Source organism: Shewanella carassii, assembly GCF_019670705.1.
Taxonomy (GTDB): domain Bacteria; phylum Pseudomonadota; class Gammaproteobacteria; order Enterobacterales; family Shewanellaceae; genus Shewanella; species Shewanella carassii.
The window spans coordinates 1-24,611 of sequence record NZ_AP024618.1 but is presented as its reverse complement, the minus strand read 5'-3'; the positions used below and the strand labels follow the sequence as shown (position 1 = coordinate 24,611).

Below are 24,611 nucleotides of genomic sequence, written 5' to 3'. Positions count from 1 at the left end.
GTACCATGACTGCGCTTTTAAAATATTGTTTTTATCGGGATGCCAGCTCACTCAGATACTCGGCATAACGCTTAACATCTTCCCAGTCCGTGTAGTCGATAACCGTTTTGGGATCCGTTGGTCCTCCGGTCATCTTCATGATCAGCCGGATCATAAAGCTGTCCAGCCAGCCCCAAGAGGGGTAATCCACCTTACCGGCGATAATCTTCACATCCTTGGGTTTCCAATCCGACAGAGCAATGAACTTCTGCAGATACTTGTTGTTTTCAGGGATCCGTTTCTCCGGTTTGCGAGCCACCACATTGACAGAAAAGAAGCTGAGCCCTTTCTCTGTCAGCTCCTTTTGATATTGGCTACAAAAGGCAAATACACTCTTGTCGTAGGTGCCATAAAGCACACAGGCGCCAAGGACTACGGCATCATACTTTTGCCAATCAATCCCATTACTTTCGGCTTCAGTCAAACTCATGCTGTCACAGTCATGACCCAACTGCTGTAGCCGGTCGGCAATACAGCGACTGATCTTGGCAGTGTGGCCGCCTCGAGAGAAATAAAGCACTAAAATGGATTTCATAAATTTGCCTGATGGTATATCTATAGTTTGGATTCTGTGGCCTATAGCCTTGATTGAACAGCCTGAAGGATCACAAAATCAACTTCAAGCCTCATGAATCTTGTTGCAAATTGTCCTAGATCGGTATTTTTCAGGATAGAATTGCAATCCTGATAAAAGACTAATGATTGTGCTCATCTCTCCATTCAATTAGAATAAACTAATCAAAAGGCGAAGAGGTTTCAAGCTGATGCAAAAAGATATCGATATCGCAGCCATGCTTTCCAATGCGGAAAATGCTGCCAAGTGGCTTAAGGCCATCGCCAACCCCTACCGCCTGATGATCCTCTGTTTACTATTAGATCAGGAGTTGAGTGTCACGCAACTGAACGAAACCGTGCCCCTAAGCCAGTCCGCGCTATCACAACATCTGGCGGTACTGCGCGCTGAAGATCTGGTAGCGACCCGCAAGAGTTCGCAGGTTGTTTACTACTCGCTCAAGAATCAACAGGTCACAGAGGTCATCTCTATCCTGCACCGCAAGTACTGCGCTTAGGGAAGGCGCGAACAAGTCACATGTGTGCTCTGCGTCGGCTTACGGGCCTGGATGCAAGGCGTGGTTCGCAGCAAATGGCCCTAGTCCTTTGCAAGAAGCACAACACAGCAGGCTGGCCTGTAAGCCACGCCCTTCGGGGCTTTCACAGCAACCGGCTCTCTGCGTTATCCAACCTCGACATGCCCCGTCATGCCTTCAGTCAGATGCCTTGAGCGCTAATTGCTGTGCAAGCCACTCTCTACAAAAGAGAAGGCCACGAGGACTTATTCGCACCCTCCTTATTAAAGCTCGGCAAACTCGGCGGCAAAGGCCTTCACCCGCTGCCAATCGGTGAATTCATAAGTACCGCTGATATCTGTTGGCCCCTTGGTTATCCACATAATCAGCCGAATCATACTACGGTCAAATAAGCCGTAGTTAGGATAGGCTATCTTGCCGGCAAACACGCCTTGCAACTGCGGCTGCCACAGGGACAACTGCAAAAACTTCTGCATATAAGGGTTGGTTTCCGGGGTATTCTTTTCCGGCTTGCGGGCCACAACATTCACGGTAAAGAAGGCGTTCTTCTTGGCACTCAGCAGCGCATGGTGGTTATTGACGAAACGATACAGCTCAGGTCTGTGCTTACCATAACGTATGCTGGCGCCCACCAAGATTTTATCGAAAGCCTGTAGTTTCTCGGTTTCCGCATCAGCCAGCGATACCATAGAGACTGTCTCACCCGCTTTGCTCAATTCATCGGCCATGGTCTGGCATATCGCCTTGGTTTGGCCATCAACGGTCGAATAAATAATCAAGGTTTTGCTCATCAGTTCTTCCAGAAAGTCGGGGTAAACAACACCAATAAGGTAAAGATTTCCAAGCGCCCAAACAACATGGCAACCACAAGCACATATTTGGCACCATCGCCTATGCTGGCATAGTTGCTGGCAACTTCGCCAAGGCCGGGCCCCAAGTTGTTGAGGCAAGCTGCGGTGGCACTGAAGGCCGTTATCGCATCCATTCCCATGGCCATCAGGATCAACATACAGATGACAAACACCAGAGCATAAGCGGAGAAGAAGCCCCAAACCGCGTCTATCACCCTATCCGGCAACGCCTTGGAACCGATACGAATGGAGAACATGGCCCGGGGATGAATTAAACGCTTAAGCTCGCGCGAACCCTGCAGCAATAGTAGCACCACGCGGATAACCTTGATCCCGCCCGCAGTAGAACCACCACTGCCACCGATAAAGCTGGAAAACATCAACAGAATAGGCAGAAACAGCGGCCAAACGTGGAAGCTCTCGGTACCAAACCCGGCGGTAGTGGAAATGGATACCGCCTGAAACAGCGCATGATCCAGAGTTTGCTCCGGTGTGTCATAAATGCCTGAGTGATACAAAGTGGCGAAACAGATGGCGGTCAGCAACAACTGAATACCAATAAGAGCCTTGAATTCGGCATCACGAAAGTAAACCTTGAAGTTGATCCCCCGGCGGGAAAACGCCGCAAAGTGCAGGCTGAAGTTCACCGCAGCAACCAACAAAAATACCACACAAATCAAATTGATGGTTGGGCTTTGAAAGTAGCCCATACTGGCATCATGGGTTGAGAAACCACCGATGGCGATAGTAGAAAATGAATGACAAATGGCATCAAAGGCGCTCATACCGGCAAGCCAATAGGCCCCGGCACAGGCCAGGGTCAGCATTAGATAGATATACCACAGCGTCTTGGCGGTTTCGGCTATCCTGGGGGTCATCTTGGAGTCTTTGACGGGCCCGGGGATCTCGGCTCGGTAAAGCTGCATCCCCCCAATCCCCAACACCGGCAGAATAGCTACCGCCAGCACAATGATCCCCATGCCACCGAGCCATTGCAGCAAGTGACGATAAAAGAGTATCGCCTTTGGCAAATTATCCAGGCCGACAATCACTGTGGCCCCCGTGGTTGTCAGTGCCGAAAAGGATTCGAAGATACTGTCGGCCAGCGACAAGTCGGGTTGTTTCGATAGCAAAAAGGGCAAGGTACCTATGGCACCAAGTACGGTCCAGAACAGCACAACAATCAAAAAACCCTCTCGGGTCTTGAGTTCGGCTTTATTATGTCGATTAGGATACCAGAGCCAGAAACCGATAAATAAACTGATAAAGAAGGCTTTAATAAACGCCGTACCACCGCCATCTTCATAGATGAAGGCCACCAATGCCGGAGGCAACATAGTGATGGAGAAGAGCCCTATCAGTAACCCAGTAATACGGGTAATCGTTCGGTAATGCATGCCGCTTTCAATCAGTCCATTGGCCAATAAAACCCTACATTGTCGCACAAGTTATCAGAGTGTTCACACTGAAAAATCTACCTTTAACTGGCCTTGGCTCATGGGAGCCAACTCGTTATTGATATTCTCGGTAACAGATAATGGCACGGCCAGTGTCAGGCGAATATTGTCAGTAAACTCCCGCTCTTCTATCAACACATCGAGCCTCTGCAACAGATGTTCGACATCGGGCAGTTGGTCGTAACGGCAAACCAAACTGCCTTTTTCCCTGAGCATTTTGGTCTTGGTCGCCAGCCGGGGCAACATCTGCTTGAGCCCACTACTGTAGGCACGAACCAGCCCACCCACACCCAACTTGGTGCCGCCATAGTAACGCACTACAACCGCGCCAATCTCACCTATGCCAGCACCTTGCAACACCGCCAACATGGGACGACCGGCACTACCACCCGGCTCGCCGTCATCACTCGAGCCCATGGTCGACTGCCCCATGGGTGCACCACAAATAAATGCCTGGCAATAATGACTTGCACCGGGATAACGCTGCTTTATCTGTTGTAATTGCTGTTTAAACTCTTCCGGCGAATGACAGGGAAATACCAGAGAGATAAAGCGGCTGTGCTTTATCTCCTCTTCATATTCCAGCTCCTCGGCCGCAATGGGATAACTTTCAATCAATGAGACCAGACTCTCGAGTCATATTTTCGTTGCTATGGGCGTGAATTATGACATTGTCTTCGATACGGATCCCACCAAACGGGCGCAAACTGGCGATCAGATCCCAATCCACCAACGCCTTGCGGCCATCTTGTTTGAGTGGCGCCAACAGGCTGTCGATGAAGTAGAGCCCGGGTTCTATGGTTACGACATGCCCGGGCGCCATAGTCCTAGTGCAGCGCAGAAACGGGTGCTCTTCCGGAGGGGCCACATGAGTGCCGCGTTCGTCATTGAAGAAACCACCGACATCATGCACCTGCAATCCCAACATATGCCCCAGCCCATGAGGGAAGAACGCCCGGGTAATGCCCTGCTCCAGCAGCGTCTCTTGTGAGCCTTTGGCCAGACCGACTTCAAGTAACAGAGTCGCCAGCTGTTGATGAGCCAGCAGATGCAGCTCGGTATAACGTTTGCCGGGTCGCAAGTGCTCAATCAGTTGAAGCTGCAGTAGATTCATCGCCTGGATAAGCTCATGGAACCTATTTTTTTCAAAAGCATAGGTACGGCTGATATCGGCGGCATAGCCGTGGAAAGAAGCACCTGCATCGATCAGAAAAGACAACCTCTGCTGTGGGCTTTCATGCTCCAACGCAGTGTAATGCAAAATAGCCGCATTTTGGTTGAGGGCTATGATGTTGCCATAAGGAACCTGATTCTCCCCTTGTGCTATGGCACTTAGATATTGCTGCTGGATTTCAAACTCACTGGCACCACTGTAGAAGGCGTTCTTGGCCGCGCGATGGCCCTTGACCGCAATGCGGTTAGCCTGACGCATACATTCCAACTCGTAATCTGTCTTACAGGCACGATAAAAGTGCATGTAACTCATTACGGCTTCGGGATTACAGTTGTTAAACCCGAGCACAGAAGCCACTTCCAAGTGTTCACCTATATAGGCCCAGCGACCTTCGGCCACAGGCAGAAGGTCCGCCACCTTATCGGCCTTGGTCAAAATACGGATATCGAAGCTGTCACACCAGAAGCTTTGCGGCAGATCTGTCACCTTATGCCAGAAGTCTTCGGGACGGTAGAAGATCAGTACAGGCTTGTCACGACCATTGACCAGCAGCCAACAGTGAGGTGTTTCCAGTAAAGGCACCCAGGCCTTGAAATGGGGATTCACCTTGAAGGGGTAATCGATATCGTCCAGAAACTGCCTGTGGGGTTGACCCGAATGAATTGCCAATCCAGACAGTCCCTCACGGGCACAAATCTCGGCAACCCTTTGATTAAGAGTGTTTATATGTGATTGATAATGCTGAGCCAGTTGCATAATAAGCCGTTCCTGTTATCTGAAATCAAGGTTCCCCTTGCTATTGGAAGCTGTTCACAGTTACAACAAAAGCCAATGTGCAGTGTATCACAAAGCTGAAATTTGCAGCTAACCGGCAAGCAATTAAACGATCGTTTAAATTGGGTGTTGTATTTTTCCTTTTTTCGAAGCACACTGAGCAACAACTGGTCAAATGATGGCCTGAGCTGCCCTACTCCTAAGCAATAAGGATGCAAGCAATGATCTACCAAAATTCGATGATTCAGGTTGAGTTACTCGAGAATAATATCGCCCGCCTTTGCTTCAATGCCGAAGGATCGGTAAACAAATTCGACCGCGCCACCCTGACTTCTCTGGATGAGGCACTGGACGCCATCAAAGCAGAATCCAGCGTTAAGGCACTTCTGCTGACATCGGCCAAAGATGCCTTTATTGTCGGTGCCGACATCACTGAGTTCCTTGGGTTGTTCGCCCAGGAAGATGAAGTACTCTTGTCATGGTTGCAGCAAGCCAATGCGGTATTCAACAAGCTGGAAGACATGCCTTTCCCAACTGCTTCTGCTATCAATGGTTTTGCCCTGGGCGGTGGTTGCGAAACCATTTTGGCCACAGACTTCCGCATTGCCGACACCAGTGCCCGAATCGGCCTGCCGGAAACCAAGCTGGGGATCATCCCGGGATTCGGTGGCACAGTGCGCCTACCCAGAGTGATAGGTGCAGACAATGCACTGGAGTGGATCACCACAGGCAAAGACCAACGCCCGGAAGACGCTCTCAAAGTCGGCGCTGTAGACGCAGTAGTGGCTCCAGAGCAGCTCCAGGCCGCAGCACTACAGATGCTACAGGACTCGCTGGCTGGCAAACTTGACTGGCAGAGCCGCCGTCAACGTAAACAGTCGCCACTGACACTGCCCAAGCTGGAAGCCATGATGTCGTTCACCACAGCCAAGGGCATGGTGTTTTCCGTTGCCGGCAAGCACTATCCGGCACCAATGGCGGCGGTTAACGTTGTGGAAAAGGCAGCCGGTCTGGGGCGCGAAGAAGCCTTATTGGTAGAACATCAAGCCTTTATTCAACTGGCCAAAACAGATGTGGCCAAGGCGCTGATCGGCATCTTCCTCAATGACCAACTGGTCAAAGGCAAAGCCAAGAAGGCCGCCAAACAAGCCAAGAACATTGAACAAGCCGCGGTATTAGGCGCAGGCATTATGGGCGGCGGTATCGCCTACCAAAGTGCCAGCAAGGGTACGCCGATTGTGATGAAGGACATAGCGCAGAAGGCGCTGGATCTCGGCCTTAACGAAGCGGCCAAGCTACTGACGGCCCAGGTAGAGCGTGGTCGCTCCACCCCGGCCAAGATGGCCAAAGTGCTCAATAACATCACCCCATCGCTCGACTACAACGCCGTCAAAGACGCCAATATAGTAGTAGAAGCGGTAGTAGAACATCCCAAGGTTAAGGCGACTGTGTTGGCCGAAGTCGAGCAGCAGCTAGCTGCCGATGCCATCATAGCGTCCAACACCTCAACCATCTCGATTAACCTGCTTGCTAAGAGTCTGAAAGACCCTTCCCGCTTCTGCGGTATGCACTTCTTCAACCCCGTGCACAAGATGCCACTGGTGGAAGTGATCCGTGGCGAACACAGCTCGGAAGAAACCATCTCCTCTGTAGTGGCCTATGCCAGCAAGATGGGTAAGACGCCTATAGTGGTCAACGACTGCCCCGGCTTCTTTGTTAACCGGGTACTCTTCCCCTATTTCGCCGGTTTTAACGGCCTGCTGGCCGATGGTGCAGACTTTATCGCCGTCGACAAGGTGATGGAGAAACAGTTTGGTTGGCCTATGGGCCCGGCTTATCTGCTGGATGTAGTCGGTTTGGATACAGGCCATCACGCCCAGGCCGTCATGGCCGAAGGCTTCCCGGACCGTATGGGCAAAACAGGCAAAGACGCCATAGATATCATGTTTGGCCATGAACGCCTGGGGCAGAAGAACGGTAAAGGTTTCTACCAGTATTCTGTGGATAAGCGTGGTAAGCCGAAGAAAGACAAGGATCCTGTCAGCTACGAATTACTGCAGGCCGAATTCGGTGAACTCAAAGAGTTCAGTAGCGATGAAATCATCGCCCGCACCATGATCCCCATGATTATAGAAACCGTACGTTGCCTGGAAGAAGGCATAGTCGCCACCCCGGCCGAAGCCGACATGGGTCTGGTATATGGTCTTGGCTTCCCACCATTCAGAGGCGGTGTGTTCCGCTATCTGGATACCATGGGCGTTGCCAACTTTGTCGCCCTGGCTGACAAATACGCCCACCTGGGGGGACTCTACCAGGTGACCGATGGCATGCGTGAACTGGCAGCCAACAACGGTTCTTACTATCAGGCCTAATTTGCGGAAAGGATTTTAACCATGAAACAAGCAGTTATCGTAGATTGCATTCGTACACCCATGGGCCGTTCCAAGGCCGGTGTATTTAGAAATGTTCGTGCAGAGACACTCTCTGCCGAGTTGATGAAGGCCCTGCTGGTACGTAATCCCCAGTTGGATCCCGGCACCATAGAAGACGTTATCTGGGGCTGTGTGCAGCAGACTCTGGAGCAAGGTTTCAATATCGCCCGTAATGCCTCTCTGCTCGCGGGTATCCCCAAGCAGGTTGGCGCAGTTACCGTAAACCGTCTCTGTGGCTCCTCCATGGAAGCCATTCACCAAGCAGCCAGGGCCATCATGACAGGCATGGGTGACACCTTCATCATTGGTGGTGTTGAACATATGGGTCATGTTCCCATGAGTCATGGGGTCGACTTCCACCCTGGCCTGGCAACCCGGGTTGCCAAAGCAGCCGGTATGATGGGACTAACGGCGGAAATGCTCGGTCGCATGCACGGTATCAGCCGTGAAATGCAGGATGAGTTTGCCGTTCGCTCGCACAAACGTGCGCATGCAGCCACAGTTGAAGGCCGTTTTGCCAGAGAGATCCAGGCTATCGAAGGCCATGATGCCAATGGTGCCTTGATCAAAATAGATTATGACGAAGTGATCCGCCCTGAAACCAGTATGGAATCACTGGCGGGCCTGCGTCCCGTGTTTGACCCGGCCAACGGCACAGTTACCGCTGGTACCTCATCGGCCCTGTCCGATGGCGCATCTGCCATGCTGGTGATGGAAGAAGAGAAAGCCAAGGCGCTGGGACTGCCTATCCGAGCTCGTATCAAGTCGATGGCAGTTGCCGGTTGTGACCCATCAATCATGGGCTATGGCCCGGTTCCAGCCACACAAAAGGCACTGATTCGCGCAGGTCTCAACATAGCGGATATCGATCTGGTTGAGCTGAATGAAGCCTTTGCCGCTCAATCTCTGCCTTGCGTGAAAGACCTAGGTCTTATGGAGTTGGTCGATGAAAAGGTTAACCTCAATGGTGGTGCCATCGCTTTGGGTCACCCTCTGGGTTGCTCGGGTGCCCGTATCTCCACCACTTTGATCAATCTGATGGAGAGTAAAGACGCGACTTTGGGTCTGGCAACCATGTGTATTGGTCTCGGCCAAGGTATTGCCACCGTATTTGAGCGTGTCTGAGTAAATATCGCCAACACAGAGGGGCATAGAGAAGCCGCCCTTCTCAATGAAAAACCGCTTATTTCTTAAGCGGTTTTTTTATGTAAAGTTGTTTGTCCCCATCACAGAGATAGTCCTTTAATTAACCTGATGTCCACAAAGACAAAATCAGCTCGCTGACAATAAAGCGCTTTGATTAAATGTGGAGCTAGACCCCCCTTACTGAATAACGAGTAGAACCATGTTCCACGTGGAACAATGCGGTAGAGCACAAAAAATAGCTGCCAACTTGGTTTGACCGCTGCCTTGGAGTAATATTAGCCACTTCTGTTGTTCTCGTTGTAAGAGGTTATATGAGTCAGGTCTTCGCCAGTGCCCAACATCAACTGGATGCTTTAGGTTTGAGGTGTCCGGAACCTGTCATGATGGTTCGTAAAAAAGTCCGTCATATGGCCGAAGGAGAAACGCTACTCATCATCGCCGATGATCCGGCTACCACCAGAGATATTCCCAGCTTTTGCCAGTTTATGGACCACACCTTGGTGGCCAGTCAAACGGATAACCTGCCTTATCAATATTTGATTAAGAAGGGTCTCTAATTAACTCCATCAGGAAGGAACCTATGATTACCCTGCTCGCTATCGCCCATAAAAAGCAAAGAAACGCCCCAATGGATTTATTGCCTTATGCCGAAGTCAGTTTGGCTCAAGGTGTAGAGGGCGATGTTTTTGGTAAACCGGGAAAGCGTCAAGTGACACTATTGTCTCAACAACAGTGGCAACAAGCCTGTGCTCAATTGCAGACAGAGCTTCCCTGGACGAGCCGCAGAGCCAACTTGCTGCTGGATGGTCTGGAGTTTGCACCTGAGTTGGTGGGTAAATACCTGAAGATTGGTGGACAGCTGGTTCTTGAACTTACCGGAGAAACAGACCCTTGCGGTAAAATGGCGCAAGCACACCCTGGGTTGGAAGCTGCATTAACGCCTGGTTGGCGTGGTGGCTGTACTGCCAAAGTGATAAATCCGGGAAAAATCAAGCCTCTGGACCCAGTTCAGTTACTCGATAGCTGGCCAAATCGCAACTTAGACTTATAAAAAACGGAAAACTAATTGATACAGTATTGAGGTTTTACTGTTAACAAATTTGTGAGATAACAGACAGTCGGTAACCGATAACTAAAATAAGGCCGCTGTCATGTTGAGACCTAAACTAACCCCTCTGTACACAGCTGTTTCATTGCTCTTTTCAGCTTCGGCATTCAGTGACGATCAAGCCCCCAAGTGGGATATCAATGCCCCGCTGAATGCTCCTCTTGAACAAGCCAAAATTCAGGTATCTGAAGGTACCTGGATGAATCTGAGCCTGAGCCCGGATGGCAAATATCTGGTTTTTGATCTGCTGGGTGACATCTACAGAATTCCCGCTCAGGGCGGCGAAGCCAAACCTCTGGCACAAGGCATAGCCTGGCAGATGCAACCTGTCTATAGCCCAGATGGCAAATACATTGCCTTTACGTCGGATCAAGATGGCGGCGACAACATCTGGGTAATGAATGCTGACGGCAGTAATCCGCGTCCGGTAACCAATGAAACATTCCGCCTGCTCAACAGCCCGGCCTGGAGCCCAGACTCCCAGTATCTGGTGGCGCGAAAGCACTTCACAGCCAGCCGCAGTCTAGGAGCCGGGGAGGTCTGGCTTTATCATATTGCCGGTGGCGAAGGAGTTAAACTCACCGAGCGGCCAAATGATCAGAAAGACTTGGGTGAACCCGCCTATTCCCCTGACGGCCGATACATCTACTTCAGCCAAGATGCCACCCCAGGCAAGACCTTTCACTACTCCAAAGACTCGGTCAAAGGCATATACAAGATAAAGCGCTACGATACCCAAACCGGGGATATTGAAGTGCTTATCAAAGGCACAGGTGGTGCTATCAAGCCTACTCCGAGCCCGGATGGTAAACAGTTGGCCTATATCAAACGCGACGGTTTTCAGTCAACCTTATACCTGTTGGATCTGGCTTCCGGTAAAGAGCAAAAGCTCTATGGCAACCTTGACAGAGACATGCAGGAAACCTGGGCGATACACGGTGTTTATCCCACTATGGCCTGGAGTCCAGATAGTGCAGAGATCTATTTCTGGGCAAAAGGCAAAATCCACAAACTCGAGTTGGCTTCCAAGCAAGCGGCAGAGATCCCATTCAATGTCACCACAGAGCTTGCTGTGCAACCAGCGGTGCGCTTTAAGCAGGATATAGATCAGCAACAACTGGATGTCAAAATGCTGCGCATGGCTCAGGTGTCGCCAGATGGAACCAAAGTCATCTACGAAGCTCTGGGAAAAATCTGGATAAAGCAGCTGCCGGACGGCAAACCGAAACGCCTGACCCGTTTGGATGAACAGTTGGAAGAGTTATTCCCTCAATGGTCCCGTGACGGTAAGCGAGTGGTGTTTACCACATGGAATGATCAGCAACAAGGCAGCGTTAGAACCATCAGTGCCCGAGGAGGAAAAACCACAACACTGACCCAAGAGCCGGGGAAATATATTGAGCCCACCTTCTCTCCCGATGGCAAACAGGTGGTGTTTCGTAAAATTGCGGGTGGCTATATTACCCCAAAAACCTGGAGTCAGGATCCCGGGCTCTACTTGGTTGACAGCAATGGTAAAGGACTAAAGAAACTCTCAGCTCAGGGCTTCCAACCACAGTTTGGTGCCGACAATGACAGAGTCTACTTTATGGAGAGTGGTGAAACGCCGCAGCTAGCCTCGATATCGCTTAGTGGTTTCGATAAGCGGGTACACTACACCAGCAAACACGCCACAGAATTCAGGGTGTCTCCCGATGGTAAGCAACTCGCATTTGCCGAACGTTTCCGGGTTTGGGTCACCCCCTTCGCCAAGCATGGTGAAACCGTTGATATCGGGCCTAAGGCGACTAATTTGCCGGTAACACAGCTCAGTACCCGCGCCGGTGAGAGTATCAGTTGGGGCGCCAACAGCGATCAGCTCTATTGGACCCTTGGCCCAGAACTCTATCAAGTGAACCTGGATAACGATTATCGAGAGAAGAATGCCAAGGACAAGGTCCAAGTTACTGAGATTGGTTTCCAGACAGAGATGGATGTTCCACGTGGAACAATCGCTTTCATCGGCGGAAAGATCATCACAATGGAGAATGATAGGGTCATAGATAAGGGTGTGGTGTTGGTGAAAGATAACCATATCCAAGCCGTGGGTGAAGCCGGCATGGCTATTCCGGATGATGCTATGATAGTGGATATCTCAGGTAAAACACTGATGCCGGGTCTGTTTGACGCCCATGCCCATGGCGCTCAAGGTGAAAGCGAAATCATCCCCCAGCAGAACTGGCAGTTATATGCCGGCTTGGCCTTGGGGGTTACCAGCATCCATGATCCCTCCAATGACACTACCGAAATTTTTGCTGCCAGCGAGCAACAAAAAGCCGGAAAGATTGTTGGTCCGCGGATATTCTCTACCGGCACCATACTCTATGGAGCCAACTTACCAGGCTACACCAGCCACATAGACTCATTGGATGATGCCAAATTCCACCTCGAACGACTTAAAAAAGTCGGCGCTTTCAGCGTCAAGAGCTATAACCAACCCAGACGCAATCAGCGTCAACAAGTCATAGCCGCGGCTAGAGAACTGGAGATGATGGTGGTTCCAGAGGGAGGAAGTCTGCTGCAGCATAATCTCACCATGATTGCCGATGGCCACACCACAGTGGAACATTCCCTGCCGGCCGCAGCAATCTACGACGATATTAAGCAATTCTGGAGCCAAACCCAAGTGGGTTACACCCCCACTCTGGTGGTGGCCTATGGCGGCATTTCGGGTGAAAACTATTGGTACGATAAGACAGATGTCTGGGCTCATCCACGATTGTCAAAATATGTTCCAGCCGATCTGTTGCGGGCTCGCTCCATGAGAAGGCCTACCGCACCGGATGAACATTACAACCACTTCAATGTAGCCAGAGTCGCCAATGAGGTGAATCAATTGGGGATCCATCCCAACATTGGTGCCCATGGTCAGCGTGAAGGCTTGGCAGCTCATTGGGAGATGTGGATGTTTGCCCAGGGCGGTATGAGCAATATGGAAGTGCTGAAGACGGCAACGCTTTATCCCGCCAAGACCTTCGCTATGGACCATCAGCTTGGTTCGATAACGCCGGGCAAATTAGCCGACCTTATTGTTATCGACGGTAACCCACTGGAGGATATTAGGGTCACAGACAGGGTCACTCATACTATGGTCAATGGCAAACTCTATGATGCCGAAACCATGAATCAACTCAATGGTGATAAGAAGCAGCGCCAGCCCTTCTTCTTTGAAGAGATTTAAAAGGATTAAGCCCAACGTAAATACGGAAGGATGTTCCACGTGGAACATCCTTTTATTTTATAAGCAGTAGCAGTGCCAAAGATAACAGTAGGTAACTCACAAGCGCCGGCAACAGGAAACGGATGAGTGTAGGTGTGATGGCTTGTTTGCCAAAGCTGAGTCGCAGTAAAGTATCACCCACCCGAACGGCCCACAAGTTCACCAGCGCCAGAGTTGGCAATGTAAATAGCGCTCCAATAAACACACTTGCACCATCACTAAGCGTCAATAATCGACCCAAAGCAAATGCGATAAACATCCAGAATAGCATGCACAATGGCAGATAGATTATCGTCGCAAAGGGCCCAGGTCCCGGACCAGAACTGAACAGTAGCAGCAAAAAACGGCGACGCCGGGAAAATTTAATCATGGGGATAACAACAGCAATCCAACAAATGATCGTTGACCATGCCTACAGCCTGCATAAAGGCATAGCAAATCGTCGGGCCACAGAAGTTAAACCCCAGTTTTTTCAGCGCCTTGGACATAGCCTCCGACTCGGGTGTTTGAGCTGGAACCTGAGTCAGGGTTTCAAAGCGATTCATTTTGGGTATCCCGCCGACAAAACCCCAAAGAAATTCTGAAAAATCATTACCTTGTTCCACAAATGCCAGATATGCCTTGGCGTTTCGAACTATGGAATTCACCTTGGCTCGATTGCGCACTATCCCTGGGTCTTGTAGCAATTCCTCTATCTTGGCTTGGTCGAACCCGGCAATGACTCGGGGATCAAACCCGGCAAAGGCGCGTTCATAGTTGGCCTGCTTTTTGAGAATGGTCAGCCAAGATAAACCAGCCTGCTGACCATCGAGACAGAGCTTGGCAAACAGTTCTTTGGCATCGTAAACCGGCCTTCCCCATACCTTGTCGTGATATTCCTGATAGAGAGGATCATCAGTCACCCAGCCACAACGAACTATATCCATTACTCAAAATCCCTTAAATCGTTAAATCCGATAAAAAATAACCTACATAAGCCTATATCGACAAGGTATAATCGAAACCATTTTCTATTAATAGCTGACAGCAGTAGATATGACGACGAAACACGACGTGAAGACATTCCAGGGTTTTATCTTAACCCTGCAAGAATACTGGGCGCAGCAAGGTTGCGCCATAGTTCAACCCCTGGACATGGAGGTCGGTGCCGGCACCTTCCATCCACAAACCTTTTTGCGTTCATTGGGCCCAGAGCCGATGAGCAGCGCGTATGTCCAACCATCGCGCCGCCCTACCGACGGCCGCTATGGTGAAAACCCCAACCGTCTTCAGCACTACTATCAGTTTCAGGTCGTATTGAAACCTTCACCGGATAATATTCAGGAGTTGTACCTGGGCTCACTGCAAGCCCTGGGTGTAGACCCAAGTATCCATGATATCCGTTTCGTTGAAGACAACTGGGAATCACCTACCCTGGGTGCTTGGGGCCTGGGCTGGGAAGTTTGGCTCAACGGTATGGAAGTCAGCCAGTTCACCTATTTCCAACAGGTTGGTGGCCTCGAATGTAGCCCGGTAACCGGCGAAATCACCTATGGTCTAGAACGTCTTGCCATGTATATTCAGGGCGTAGACAGCGTCTATGATCTGGTTTGGACCGACGGCCCAATGGGAAGGATCACCTATGGTGACGTGTTCCACCAAAACGAAGTGGAGCAGTCGACCTACAACTTTGAACATGCTGATGTCGACTTCCTGTTCGGTCTGTTCGATCAGTGCGAAAAAACCTGTCAGCACCTGCTTTCACTGGAAAAACCTCTGCCTCTGCCCGCTTATGAGCAAGTGATGAAGGCCTCACATGCCTTCAACCTGCTCGATGCCCGTCACGCCATCTCTGTGACCGAGCGTCAGCGCTACATCCTGCGGGTGCGCACCATGGCCAAGGCGGTAGCCGAAGCTTATTACCAGGCGCGTGAAGCCCTGGGCTTCCCAATGTGCAAGTGAGGTAGAACTAATGAATTTTGACAACTTACTCATAGAGATAGGTACAGAAGAGCTGCCACCAAAAGCTTTGCGCACTCTGGCCGAGTCTTTTGTAAACAACTTCTGCGAAGAGCTGGACAAGGCCGAACTCAGCTATAGCAAGGCACACTGGTATGCCGCTCCGCGCCGTTTGGCGCTCTACATAGAGCAACTGGCTCTGGCACAACAGGATAAAGTGGTTGAGAAAAGAGGCCCTGCAGTCAGCTCGGCCTTTGATGCCGAAGGCAAGCCAACCAAGGCCGCCGAAGGCTGGGCCCGCGGCAATGGTATCAGCGTTGCCGAAGCCGAGCGTCTGGTTACAGACAAGGGTGAATGGCTACTGCACCGCGCCAAGGTTGAAGGTGTGACCACTGAAAGCCTGATCCCGGCCATGGCCCAGCGCGCACTGGACAAGCTGCCTATCCCCAAGCCTATGCGCTGGGGCAGTAACAAGACTCAATTTATTCGCCCCGTGCATACAGTTACCATGTTGTTGGGTGACAAGCTGGTTGCCGGTGAGCTGTTGGGGATCACCTCGGCACGTACCGTTCGTGGTCACCGCTTTATGGGCGAAGCCAGCTTCGAGCTGGATCATGCCGACAACTACCTCAGCAGCTTGAAAGAACGCGGCAAGGTGATTGCCGACTACCAGGCCAGAATGAATATCATCAAGACAGACGCCGAAAAAGCCGCTGCCGAGTTGGGTGGCCGTGCCGATATCGCCGACGAACTGCTTGAAGAAGTCGCCTCCTTGGTTGAATGGCCTGTGGTACTGACAGCGGCTTTCGAAGAGAAGTTTTTGCAGGTGCCCGCCGAGGCTCTGGTCTACACAATGAAAGGCGATCAGAAATACTTCCCGGTATTTGATGGCAACAATAAGCTGATGCCCAACTTCATCTTTGTGACCAATATTGAGTCCAAAGATCCGGCGCAAATCATTGCCGGGAATGAGAAAGTTGTCCGCCCTCGCCTGGCCGATGCCGAATTCTTCTTTAATACAGATAAAAAGCAATCACTCGAGTCCCGCATTGCCAGCCTGGAAACCGTGGTATTCCAGAAGCAATTGGGCACCCTTAAAGACAGAGTGGAGCGTATCTCCTGTGTGGCCGAGGCCATTGCGGCCAAAATCGAAGCCAATCAAGCCGATGCCAAGCGGGCCGGTCTGTTGTCCAAGGCCGATTTGATGACCAATATGGTCATGGAATTTACCGACACCCAAGGCACCATGGGTATGCATTACGCACGCCTCGAAGGGGAAACCGAAGCCGTTGCCCTGGCATTGGAAGAACAGTACAAGCCTAAGTTCTCCGGTGATACTGTGCCGACAGCGCCGGTATCCTGCGCCGTTGCACTGGCAGAGAAGCTGGATACCCTGAGCGGAATATTCGGTATCGGCCAGGCTCCTAAAGGCGCTGCCGACCCCTTTGCCCTGCGCCGAGCGGCCATAGGTGTACTGAGGATCATTGTTGAGAACAAACTGCCACTGGATCTGGTCGAGCTGATTGCCTGCGCCATCAAGGCTCACGGCAGCAACCTCAGCAATCAGAACTGCGCCGAAGAGGTGCTGGAATTTCTGATGGGCCGTTTCCGCGCCTGGTATCAGGATAAAGGCATCAGTACCGATGTGATTCTAGCGGTTCTGGCCCGTCGGCCGACACGTCCGGCCGACTTTGACAGCCGTATCCAGGCTGTCAGCCATTTCCGCAGCCTGGAGCAGGCCGCCTCTCTGGCCGCAGCCAACAAGCGGGTTTCCAATATTCTCGCCAAGGTTGAAGGTGAGCTGCCAAGCGAAGTCGATACAGTCCTGCTGCAGGAAGAAGCCGAGAAGGCCCTGAATCAAGTTCTGAGCTCACTTCAGCCACAACTTGAGCCCTTGTTTGCCAAAGGGGAATATCAACAGGGATTGACCCTGCTATCGACGCTGAAAGAGCCGGTAGATACCTTCTTTGAAGATGTGATGGTAATGGCCGACGATGAGGCGCTGCGCCGCAATCGTCTGGCACTGCTGAACCAGCTGCGAAATCAGTTCCTGCGGGTGGCCGATATATCACTGTTGCAGTGATGCCAAACAGCTAAAAAACGCGCCGAAAGGCGCGTTTTTTCATTTTATTTCAAGTAGTTTCTGGTGCCACTGTTCAAACATTTCCCGACTGATATTGGCTTCTTTCAACAAGGCGTCCAGCAATTCCGGGGGCAACTTATCCTCTTCCACCAGCATAGAACATTCACTGATCAGATTGGCTTGCCAAATCAGCTGGCTTAAACGATTTTCCGGCTTGGCACCGACATTGGCCAGAGGTTGCAGTACAGTCTCAAATTCCTTGGGCAACTGCCAGCAGCTCACCAGCAGGCTACTCAGTGATAAAGAGCGCGTCGTCATCACCTGACGGAACAGCCAGGACTTGGGCTGCTCGCTAGGGTCGGCCTGATTGAAAGCATCGAGCAACAGCTTGAAGATGGCTATCTTGCCGACATCGTGCAGCAGCCCCACCATAAAAGCAGTATCCGGTTCTTCGGTTTCCAGTTCTCCGGCCAGGAAAGCCACCTGCAGTGAATGGCGCCACAAATGGGCTCCAAAGCGGCGAAAGTAGATGGGTTTGATATCTATCATCTCTTTCATCATGCAGGTAGTCACTATCCGTCTCAGTTTGTTGCTACCCAATTGAACCAGTGCCTGTTGAAGACTGGTTATCTGCCGCTCGCTGCGGCGAAAAGCCGCCGAGTTGCAGATGCGGATCACCTCGGCACTCAACACGGGATCTTGCTGAATAAGCGCGACTATATCCTGACTATCAAATTCTGGATCGCTGAGTTTGTTGTCCAGCTCCAGTATTCGACCAGGGATCTGCAGTACAGAATCGGCTATCTGCTGCGGTGAGGCCAGTGCCTGCTCAATGTCGCCCATGACCCGCTTTTCGAGTTTATTGGCAACACCACCGCAATTTTGGCTGCTGACGGAAAACAGTAAACTGTAAAACAGTGCCGTAGCATCGACGGCGGCCACCAGCTCATCGCTCTCGGCACCGGTCTCCCGCGAGCGACTCAAGGCTTGCTGCTCATGCTGAATATTGGGCGGTGCTTCGTTGAAGCTTTTCGGGCGCTCTACTTCAACCTTTTCCCTGACATTAAACAGTTTCCTGAAGAGTCCTATCAATTGATTTCCTGCGCAATGATTTCACCCAAGATGGTTCAGTATAATCGCTATTTAACAAAGTAAACGCGGCGAACATCCAATAAAAAAGGAAGGCCTGAGGCCTTCCTTTTAAAGAAATAAGCAGTTTGATTAAACGTCGAGGTTCGCCACGTTGAGGGCGTTGGCCTCAATAAAGTCGCGTCTTGGCTCAACCTGATCGCCCATCAGAGTGGTAAACAGCTGATCGGCCGCTATCGCATCTTCAATGGTGACTTGCAACATGCGGCGGCTCTCGGGATCCATGGTAGTTTCCCATAGCTGCTCGGGGTTCATTTCACCCAGTCCTTTATAACGCTGGATATAGAGACCGCGCTTGGACTCGGCTATCAGCCAGTCAAGTGCTTCAACAAAACTGCTGACCTCTTTGACCCGCTCACCGCGTTTAACATAACCGCCGTCTTCAATCAGATCACAGATCTGCTCACCCAGCTTGGCGATACGCTCATAATCGCTGGAATGGAAGAAGTCATAACCAAACAGATAATGGGTATCTATACCGTGTTTGCGCACAATGAGCTGCGGCAGATACACCTTACGTTCTGGATCCAGCACAGTTTCCATCTTGTAGATCACGCCGCCGTTCTCTTCATCTTCGAGATCCTGCAGCAGGCCTTTGCACCAAGTGGTCATAGCGGCTTCGTCGGCCAGCATTTCGGCTGTCACCCGTGGACGATACAGCATGCGGTTGGTCACATTGGTTGGATAACGTTTTTCCAAGCGCTCAATGATGGCTTCCACTTCACGATATTGGTAAACCAGACGCTCCAGGCCTTCACCAGACAAGGCCGGTGCATCCTTGGATGGATAGATGCAGCCGCCATCCAAAGCCTGAGTGGTCAAGTATTCAGTCAATGCCGGTTCATCTTTCAGATATTGCTCCTGCTTGCCTTTTTTCACTTTGAACAAAGGAGGCTGGGCAATATAAACAAAGCCACGTTCAATCAGCTCTGGCATCTGACGGAAGAAGAAGGTCAACAGCAGCGTACGAATGTGCGAGCCGTCGACGTCAGCATCCGTCATAATGATGATGTAGTGGTAACGAGTCTTGTCCGGATCATATTCATCACGGCCGATACCACAGCCAAGGGCGGTGATAAGAGTCGCCACTTCTTGAGAAGACAGCATCTTGTCGAAGCGGGCCTTCTCTACGTTAAGAATTTTACCCTTGAGTGGCAAAATAGCCTGGTTCTTTCTGTTTCGGCCCTGTTTGGCACTACCGCCGGCCGAATCACCCTCCACTATGTAGATTTCAGAAAGACCTGGGTCTTTTTCCTGACAGTCTGCCAATTTACCCGGCAAACCACCTAAATCCAGGGCACCTTTACGACGGGTCATCTCACGGGCTTTACGGGCCGCTTCACGGGCGCGGGCAGCATCGATAATCTTGCCAACAATCATCTTGGCATCGGCTGGGTTTTCCAGCAGATAGTCATTCAGCTTCTCACCCATGGTCTGCTCCACAGCGCCTTTGACCTCACTGGAAACCAGCTTGTCTTTGGTTTGGGAGCTGAACTTGGGATCCGGAACCTTCACTGATACTACAGCGGTCAGGCCTTCACGGGCATCGTCACCAGTGGCGTTGGTCTTGCCCTTCTTGTTGAAGCCCTCATTCTCCATGTAGTTGTTCAGGTTACGGGTCAATGCCGCCCGGAAACCTGCCAAGTGGGTACCACCATCACGCTGAGGAATATTGTTGGTAAAACAGAAGATATTCTCTTGGAAACCATCGTTCCACTGCATGGCCACTTCGACAGTAATGCCATCTTCCCGCTCTTGGGAGAAGTGGAATACATCCTTATTCACCGGAGTCTTATTACGGTTCAGGTATTCTACGAAGGCCTTGATACCGCCCTCATAGTGGAAAAATTCATCTTTGTTGTCGCGCTCGTCAACCAGACGGATACCCACGCCCGAGTTCAGGAATGACAGTTCGCGAATACGTTTGGCCAGCAACTCATAATGAAACTCGGTATCTGTAAAGGTTTCATGGCTGGGCCAGAAACGAATTTCAGTACCTGTCTTGGTCGCTTCGCCGATTTCCTTGATAGGCTCTTGCGGCTCACCATGCTTGTAGAACTGCTCATAAACCTTGCCATCGCGGCGAATGGTCAACTGCAGCTTTTCCGACAGGGCGTTAACCACGGACACACCCACACCGTGCAAACCACCGGAAACTTTATAGGAGTTGTCATCGAACTTACCGCCGGCGTGCAGCACTGTCATAATAACCTGGGCAGCCGATACCCCTTCTTCGGGGTGAATGGCGACCGGAATACCACGACCATCGTCTTTGACGGAAACAGAGCCATCAACATGAATGGTGATCACTATGTCACTGCAGTGGCCCGCCAAAGCTTCATCGATAGAGTTATCGACGACTTCGAATACCATGTGATGCAGACCCGTGCCATCGTCGGTATCACCAATATACATCCCAGGTCTTTTACGTACCGCATCAAGGCCCTTAAGGACCTTAATACTCGAAGAATCGTAACTGTTCTCTGACATATTATTCTCTCATCGGTTATTCAATGACCGTTACCCGCCCCTGTTCCACCTGAAAAATCCGGCTTGGGGGCGTGCTTAATGAATCTGATATTGCTGCCGGGTCAATCGCAGTGACAAACACTTGCGCCCCGGTTTCACTCAACTGCCGCAGCAATAACTTCCTGTGTTTCGCATCCAACTCTGACGGCAGATCGTCGACCAGATAGATACTATTCTTATCTATTTGTTGTTTAAGCAACTTTCCTTGTGCTATTCGCAGTGCACACACCAACAACTTCAGCTGACCACGGGACAAAGCATCCTGAGCGGGTAGATTACCCACTCTGAGTCTCAAGTCGGCTTTATGGGGGCCACTGACGGTGTGCCCCATGGATAGATCCCGGGAATAAGACGCCTGTAACAGGGCCGAAAACTCCGTTTTACTATCCCAACCACGGGTAAAGGAAACCTTGATATCAACCTGTGGTAAAAACTCCCCGATTATACCCTTAAGTAGCTCATTTAACGAGTCTACATATGCCTTTCGTATCTCGGTGACCAACTCGGTATAACGGATAAAATCCCGGTCCCAGTATGCGATTTGCTGGTAGGCAGCGCCATCCTTAAGCAATTGATTACGTTGTTTGAGGATCCGCCTTACATTGACCCAGGCCTGATAGAACTGAGGATCACAATGAAACGCGCCCCAATCGATAAACTGACGCCTGGCCTTGGGGCCTTCAAACAATAGCGAAAAGCTCTCTGGAGTTATTACCTGAATAGGCAGGGTGTCGGCCAGCACAGACAGGCGCTTTATCTTCTCGCCATCCATTCTGACCTCGGTTTCGCCGCTGCGAAACCGCCGCAGCCCTAACTTACTGTCACCGGAGGGCAGGCTCAAATTGGCAAACAGGGTCAACTGATCCTGTTGGTTATTGATCACCCTCTGAGACAGATGACTGCGAAACGAGCGCCCCATCCCCAGAAAGTAAATCGCCTCCAGGACACTGGTTTTGCCACTGCCATTTTGGCCGTAAATAAGATTCAGCCCAGTGCCGGGGAGCAGTTGGGCTGAATCGATATTACGAAAAGCTTGGATATTGAGACGAGTTAGACTCATTTATGGCCCAAAGTCGCCCCTAGAGGCGCATCGGCATCACCACGTACATGGAGTCTTCCTCGACGTGGTTTTCAATCAAGGCACTGGAGTTACCGTCACTGAGGGTGATCCTCACTTCATCGGCCTTGAGGCCATTGAGCACATCCAGCAGATAAGAGACGTTGAAGCCGATTTCGAGCGGCTGACCGGCGTAATCCACATCGATGATCTCTTCGGCTTCTTCCTGCTCCGGGTTATTGGCGGTGATCTTGAGCAGCGCATTTTCCAGCTGCACCCTGACACCACGGAATTTCTCATTGGACAGGATAGATGCCCGCAATAGTGCTTGCTTAAGCTGATTGCGACTGGCCAGCACTATCTTGTCGCCGCCTTTGGGCAGTACCCGGCGATAATCCGGGAAGCGACCGTCCACCAGCTTACTGGTGAACACGGCGCTGGCTGTGGTAGCACGAATGGCGTTATCACCAATGGCAATATGGATATCCTGATCTTCACTGTCCAGCAGGCGAGCCAGCTCCATCACCCCTTTACGAGGCACGATCACCTGATTTTCCGGCAAAGAGGCTGCTATCTCTCTGTGGCTCAGAGCCAAGCGGTGACCATCTGTTGCAATGGCGCGCAGTACATTACCCTCGGTTTCCAGCAGCAAGCCGTTGAGGTAGTAACGCACATCCTGGTTGGCCATGGAAAACTGAGTGGCATCTATCAATGACTTGAGTGTGCCCTGCTTGAGGCTAAATTCGATAGCGGGCTGGAAACTCTCGACATTGGGATATTCTTCCGCCGGTAGCGTCGCCAACGAGAAACGGCTGCGACCGCTGCGAAGCAGCCACTTGTTTTCCTGCTGCTCGATCTTGATTTCGCTCTGCTCAGGCAGTGACTTGACGATATCGAGCAGTTTCTTGGCCGGCACTGTGGTACGACCTTCCTGCACTTCGCCACTGACCTCGGCACTGCCGACCAATTCCACCTCAAGATCTGTACCCGTCATCTTGAGTGAGTGATTACTTACTTCCACCAGGAGGTTTGCCAGAATGGGCAAGTTATGGCGTCTTTCCACCGCGCCACTGACCAACTGGAGCGGCTTTAATAGGGCATCCCTATCGATCGAAAATTTCATGGTCCTGTTCCCTGATTAAGAAGATAAGGTTCTAATCAAGTTGGCATAATCTTCTTTAATGTCGTGACTCTCTTCCCGCAGTTGCGCAATCTTGCGGCAGGCATGCAGCACAGTTGTATGGTCACGACCACCAAAGGCATCACCTATCTCAGGTAAGCTCTGATTGGTTAATTCTTTAGATAATGCCATGGCCATCTGCCTCGGTCTCGCCACACTGCGGGAACGGCGCTTGGACAGCATATCGGCCATCTTGATCTTGTAGTATTCAGCCACTGTTTTCTGAATGTTGTCTATAGTGACTAATTTTTCCTGCAGAGCCAAGAGGTCACGCAAGGCTTCGCGCACAAAATCAATGGTTATTGGCCGACCGGTAAAGTTGGCATTGGCGATAACCCGGTTCAATGCCCCTTCCAGTTCACGCACGTTGGAGCGCAAACGCTTGGCAATGAAGAAGGCCACTTCATCCGGCAAGTTGATCCCACTCTCCTGCGCCTTGCGCATCAAAATGGCGACCCGGGTTTCCAGCTCAGGCGGCTCGATGGCCACAGTAAGACCCCAGCCAAAGCGCGACTTGAGCCGATCTTCCACGCCATCGATCTCTTTCGGATAACGATCCGATGTCAAAATGATCTGGTGATTGCCCTCAAGCAAGGCATTAAAGGTGTGGAAAAACTCTTCCTGGGATCTATCTTTATTGGCAAAGAACTGAATGTCATCGATAAACAGGGCATCTACGCTACGGTAGTAACGCTTGAAGTCTTCGATAGCATTGTTCTGCAACGCCTTGACCATGTCCTGCACAAAGCGCTCTGAGTGCATATAGACCACTTTAGCGTTGGGATTATTCTTGATAATGCCGTTGCCTACGGCGTGCAGCAGGTGAGTCTTACCCAGACCGGTACCGCCATATAGAAACAGAGGGTTATAGGCACCACCCGGGTTTTCAGCCACTTGCAATGCGGCCGCCTTACCCAGTTGGTTGGACTTACCTTCAACAAAGTTATCGAACTGGTAAGTAGGGTTAATATTGCTGCGATAACTGTGGTTTACGGCCGGCTCGGCAGCTGTGTTAAAGGTTGCACCTTTACCTGCCGCACTCTTGGGCGCGCTGACAGAGGCCTTGGTCGCAGTTGGGGCCTGCACCTGGGGCTTGGTCGACGGACGACTACCAATATCAAACCTGAGTTTTGGTGCATCATTGCCCAAATGCTCAGTAAAAAACTGATTGATAATGTTGAGATATTTATCACGAACCCAATCAAGCACGAACCGATTTGGTGCATATAGCACTAGGGTATCCCCATCCATTTCGGCTTGTAACGGTCTGATCCACATACTGAATTGTTGAGCAGAAAGCTCATCTTGCAGTCGTCCGATACATTGCTGCCAAAGTGAAACCGCCAC

The 24,611-nt window shown here is 51.1% G+C and carries 19 protein-coding genes; 8 read left to right on the top strand and 11 right to left on the bottom strand.

Translation table 11 applies throughout. The annotated features are described in order from the left end of the window. Positions 1 to 31 precede the first annotated feature (31 nt). Positions 32 to 574: a menaquinone-dependent protoporphyrinogen IX dehydrogenase gene (gene hemG, locus K5621_RS00095; protein WP_221050132.1), complete on the bottom strand. Its 543-nt coding sequence runs from the start codon at positions 572 to 574 to the stop codon at positions 32 to 34. A gap of 229 nt (positions 575 to 803) precedes the next feature. Between hemG (K5621_RS00095) and K5621_RS00090 the strand changes: the two genes are divergently transcribed. Beyond that, positions 804 to 1,109, top strand: coding sequence for an ArsR/SmtB family transcription factor (locus K5621_RS00090; protein WP_039035694.1), 306 nt, complete (start codon positions 804 to 806; stop codon positions 1,107 to 1,109). Between the two features lie 281 nt (positions 1,110 to 1,390). On the opposite strand, the gene hemG (K5621_RS00085) is transcribed toward K5621_RS00090, so the two are convergent. The 4 genes from hemG (K5621_RS00085) to pepQ form a co-directional block, all read right to left on the bottom strand. Beyond that, complete coding sequence (gene hemG / locus K5621_RS00085; RefSeq protein ID WP_221050131.1) at positions 1,391 to 1,918, bottom strand: menaquinone-dependent protoporphyrinogen IX dehydrogenase; 528 nt, start codon at positions 1,916 to 1,918, stop codon at positions 1,391 to 1,393. After that, entirely contained in the window at positions 1,918 to 3,375 is a 1,458-nt protein-coding gene (locus K5621_RS00080) for a TrkH family potassium uptake protein (RefSeq protein ID WP_100143549.1), read from the bottom strand. The genes hemG (K5621_RS00085) and K5621_RS00080 overlap by 1 nt, the downstream gene beginning before the upstream one ends. 63 nt (positions 3,376 to 3,438) lie before the next feature. Further along, positions 3,439 to 4,053, bottom strand: coding sequence for a YigZ family protein (locus K5621_RS00075; protein WP_221050130.1), 615 nt, complete (start codon positions 4,051 to 4,053; stop codon positions 3,439 to 3,441). Continuing rightward, positions 4,046 to 5,368 (bottom strand): Xaa-Pro dipeptidase, encoded by a 1,323-nt coding sequence (pepQ, locus tag K5621_RS00070; RefSeq protein ID WP_221051095.1) that lies wholly within the window; start codon positions 5,366 to 5,368, stop codon positions 4,046 to 4,048. The genes K5621_RS00075 and pepQ overlap by 8 nt, the downstream gene beginning before the upstream one ends. Positions 5,369 to 5,604: 236 nt before the next feature. On the opposite strand from pepQ, the gene fadB reads away from it, so the two are divergent. The 5 genes from fadB to K5621_RS00045 all read left to right on the top strand — a co-directional run bounded on the left by fadB (position 5,605) and on the right by K5621_RS00045 (position 13,289). Then, complete coding sequence (fadB, locus tag K5621_RS00065; protein WP_028780930.1) at positions 5,605 to 7,755, top strand: fatty acid oxidation complex subunit alpha FadB; 2,151 nt, start codon at positions 5,605 to 5,607, stop codon at positions 7,753 to 7,755. 21 nt (positions 7,756 to 7,776) lie between these two features. Next, entirely contained in the window at positions 7,777 to 8,940 is a 1,164-nt protein-coding gene (gene fadA, locus K5621_RS00060) for an acetyl-CoA C-acyltransferase FadA (protein WP_221050129.1), read from the top strand. 332 nt (positions 8,941 to 9,272) lie between these two features. Next, positions 9,273 to 9,518: a sulfurtransferase TusA gene (gene tusA, locus K5621_RS00055; protein WP_025011832.1), complete on the top strand. Its 246-nt coding sequence runs from the start codon at positions 9,273 to 9,275 to the stop codon at positions 9,516 to 9,518. Positions 9,519 to 9,541: 23 nt separating this feature from the next. Further along, the gene (locus tag K5621_RS00050) at positions 9,542 to 10,012 is read left to right on the top strand and encodes an MOSC domain-containing protein (RefSeq protein WP_221050128.1); all 471 of its coding nucleotides are present in this window, start codon (positions 9,542 to 9,544) and stop codon (positions 10,010 to 10,012) included. A gap of 100 nt (positions 10,013 to 10,112) precedes the next feature. Then, positions 10,113 to 13,289, top strand: coding sequence for an amidohydrolase family protein (locus K5621_RS00045; RefSeq protein WP_221050127.1), 3,177 nt, complete (start codon positions 10,113 to 10,115; stop codon positions 13,287 to 13,289). Positions 13,290 to 13,690: 401 nt separating this feature from the next. On the opposite strand, the gene K5621_RS00040 is transcribed toward K5621_RS00045, so the two are convergent. Next, positions 13,691 to 14,254 (bottom strand): DNA-3-methyladenine glycosylase I, encoded by a 564-nt coding sequence (locus K5621_RS00040; RefSeq protein WP_028780935.1) that lies wholly within the window; start codon positions 14,252 to 14,254, stop codon positions 13,691 to 13,693. Positions 14,255 to 14,363: 109 nt separating this feature from the next. Here K5621_RS00040 and glyQ point away from each other — a divergent pair, with 109 nt between their 5' ends. After that, a complete protein-coding gene (glyQ, locus tag K5621_RS00035) occupies positions 14,364 to 15,269 on the top strand; it encodes a glycine--tRNA ligase subunit alpha (protein ID WP_028780936.1) in 906 nt (301 codons plus the stop codon). Positions 15,270 to 15,279: 10 nt separating this feature from the next. Next, the gene (glyS, locus tag K5621_RS00030) at positions 15,280 to 17,349 is read left to right on the top strand and encodes a glycine--tRNA ligase subunit beta (protein WP_221050126.1); all 2,070 of its coding nucleotides are present in this window, start codon (positions 15,280 to 15,282) and stop codon (positions 17,347 to 17,349) included. Between the two features lie 39 nt (positions 17,350 to 17,388). On the opposite strand, the gene K5621_RS00025 is transcribed toward glyS, so the two are convergent. From K5621_RS00025 to dnaA, 5 genes are all read right to left on the bottom strand, one after another. Then, positions 17,389 to 18,441, bottom strand: a complete 1,053-nt coding sequence (locus K5621_RS00025; RefSeq protein WP_245003119.1) for an HDOD domain-containing protein — start codon at positions 18,439 to 18,441, stop codon at positions 17,389 to 17,391. A gap of 129 nt (positions 18,442 to 18,570) precedes the next feature. Continuing rightward, on the bottom strand, positions 18,571 to 20,988 hold the full coding sequence (gene gyrB, locus K5621_RS00020; protein ID WP_221050125.1) for a DNA topoisomerase (ATP-hydrolyzing) subunit B: 2,418 nt from the start codon (positions 20,986 to 20,988) through the stop codon (positions 18,571 to 18,573). 16 nt (positions 20,989 to 21,004) lie between these two features. Then, complete coding sequence (gene recF, locus K5621_RS00015) at positions 21,005 to 22,087, bottom strand: DNA replication/repair protein RecF (protein ID WP_208184301.1); 1,083 nt, start codon at positions 22,085 to 22,087, stop codon at positions 21,005 to 21,007. 19 nt (positions 22,088 to 22,106) lie between these two features. Continuing rightward, entirely contained in the window at positions 22,107 to 23,207 is a 1,101-nt protein-coding gene (gene dnaN / locus K5621_RS00010; RefSeq protein WP_028780941.1) for a DNA polymerase III subunit beta, read from the bottom strand. A gap of 15 nt (positions 23,208 to 23,222) precedes the next feature. After that, positions 23,223 to 24,611, bottom strand: coding sequence for a chromosomal replication initiator protein DnaA (gene dnaA, locus K5621_RS00005; protein ID WP_100143522.1), 1,389 nt, complete (start codon positions 24,609 to 24,611; stop codon positions 23,223 to 23,225).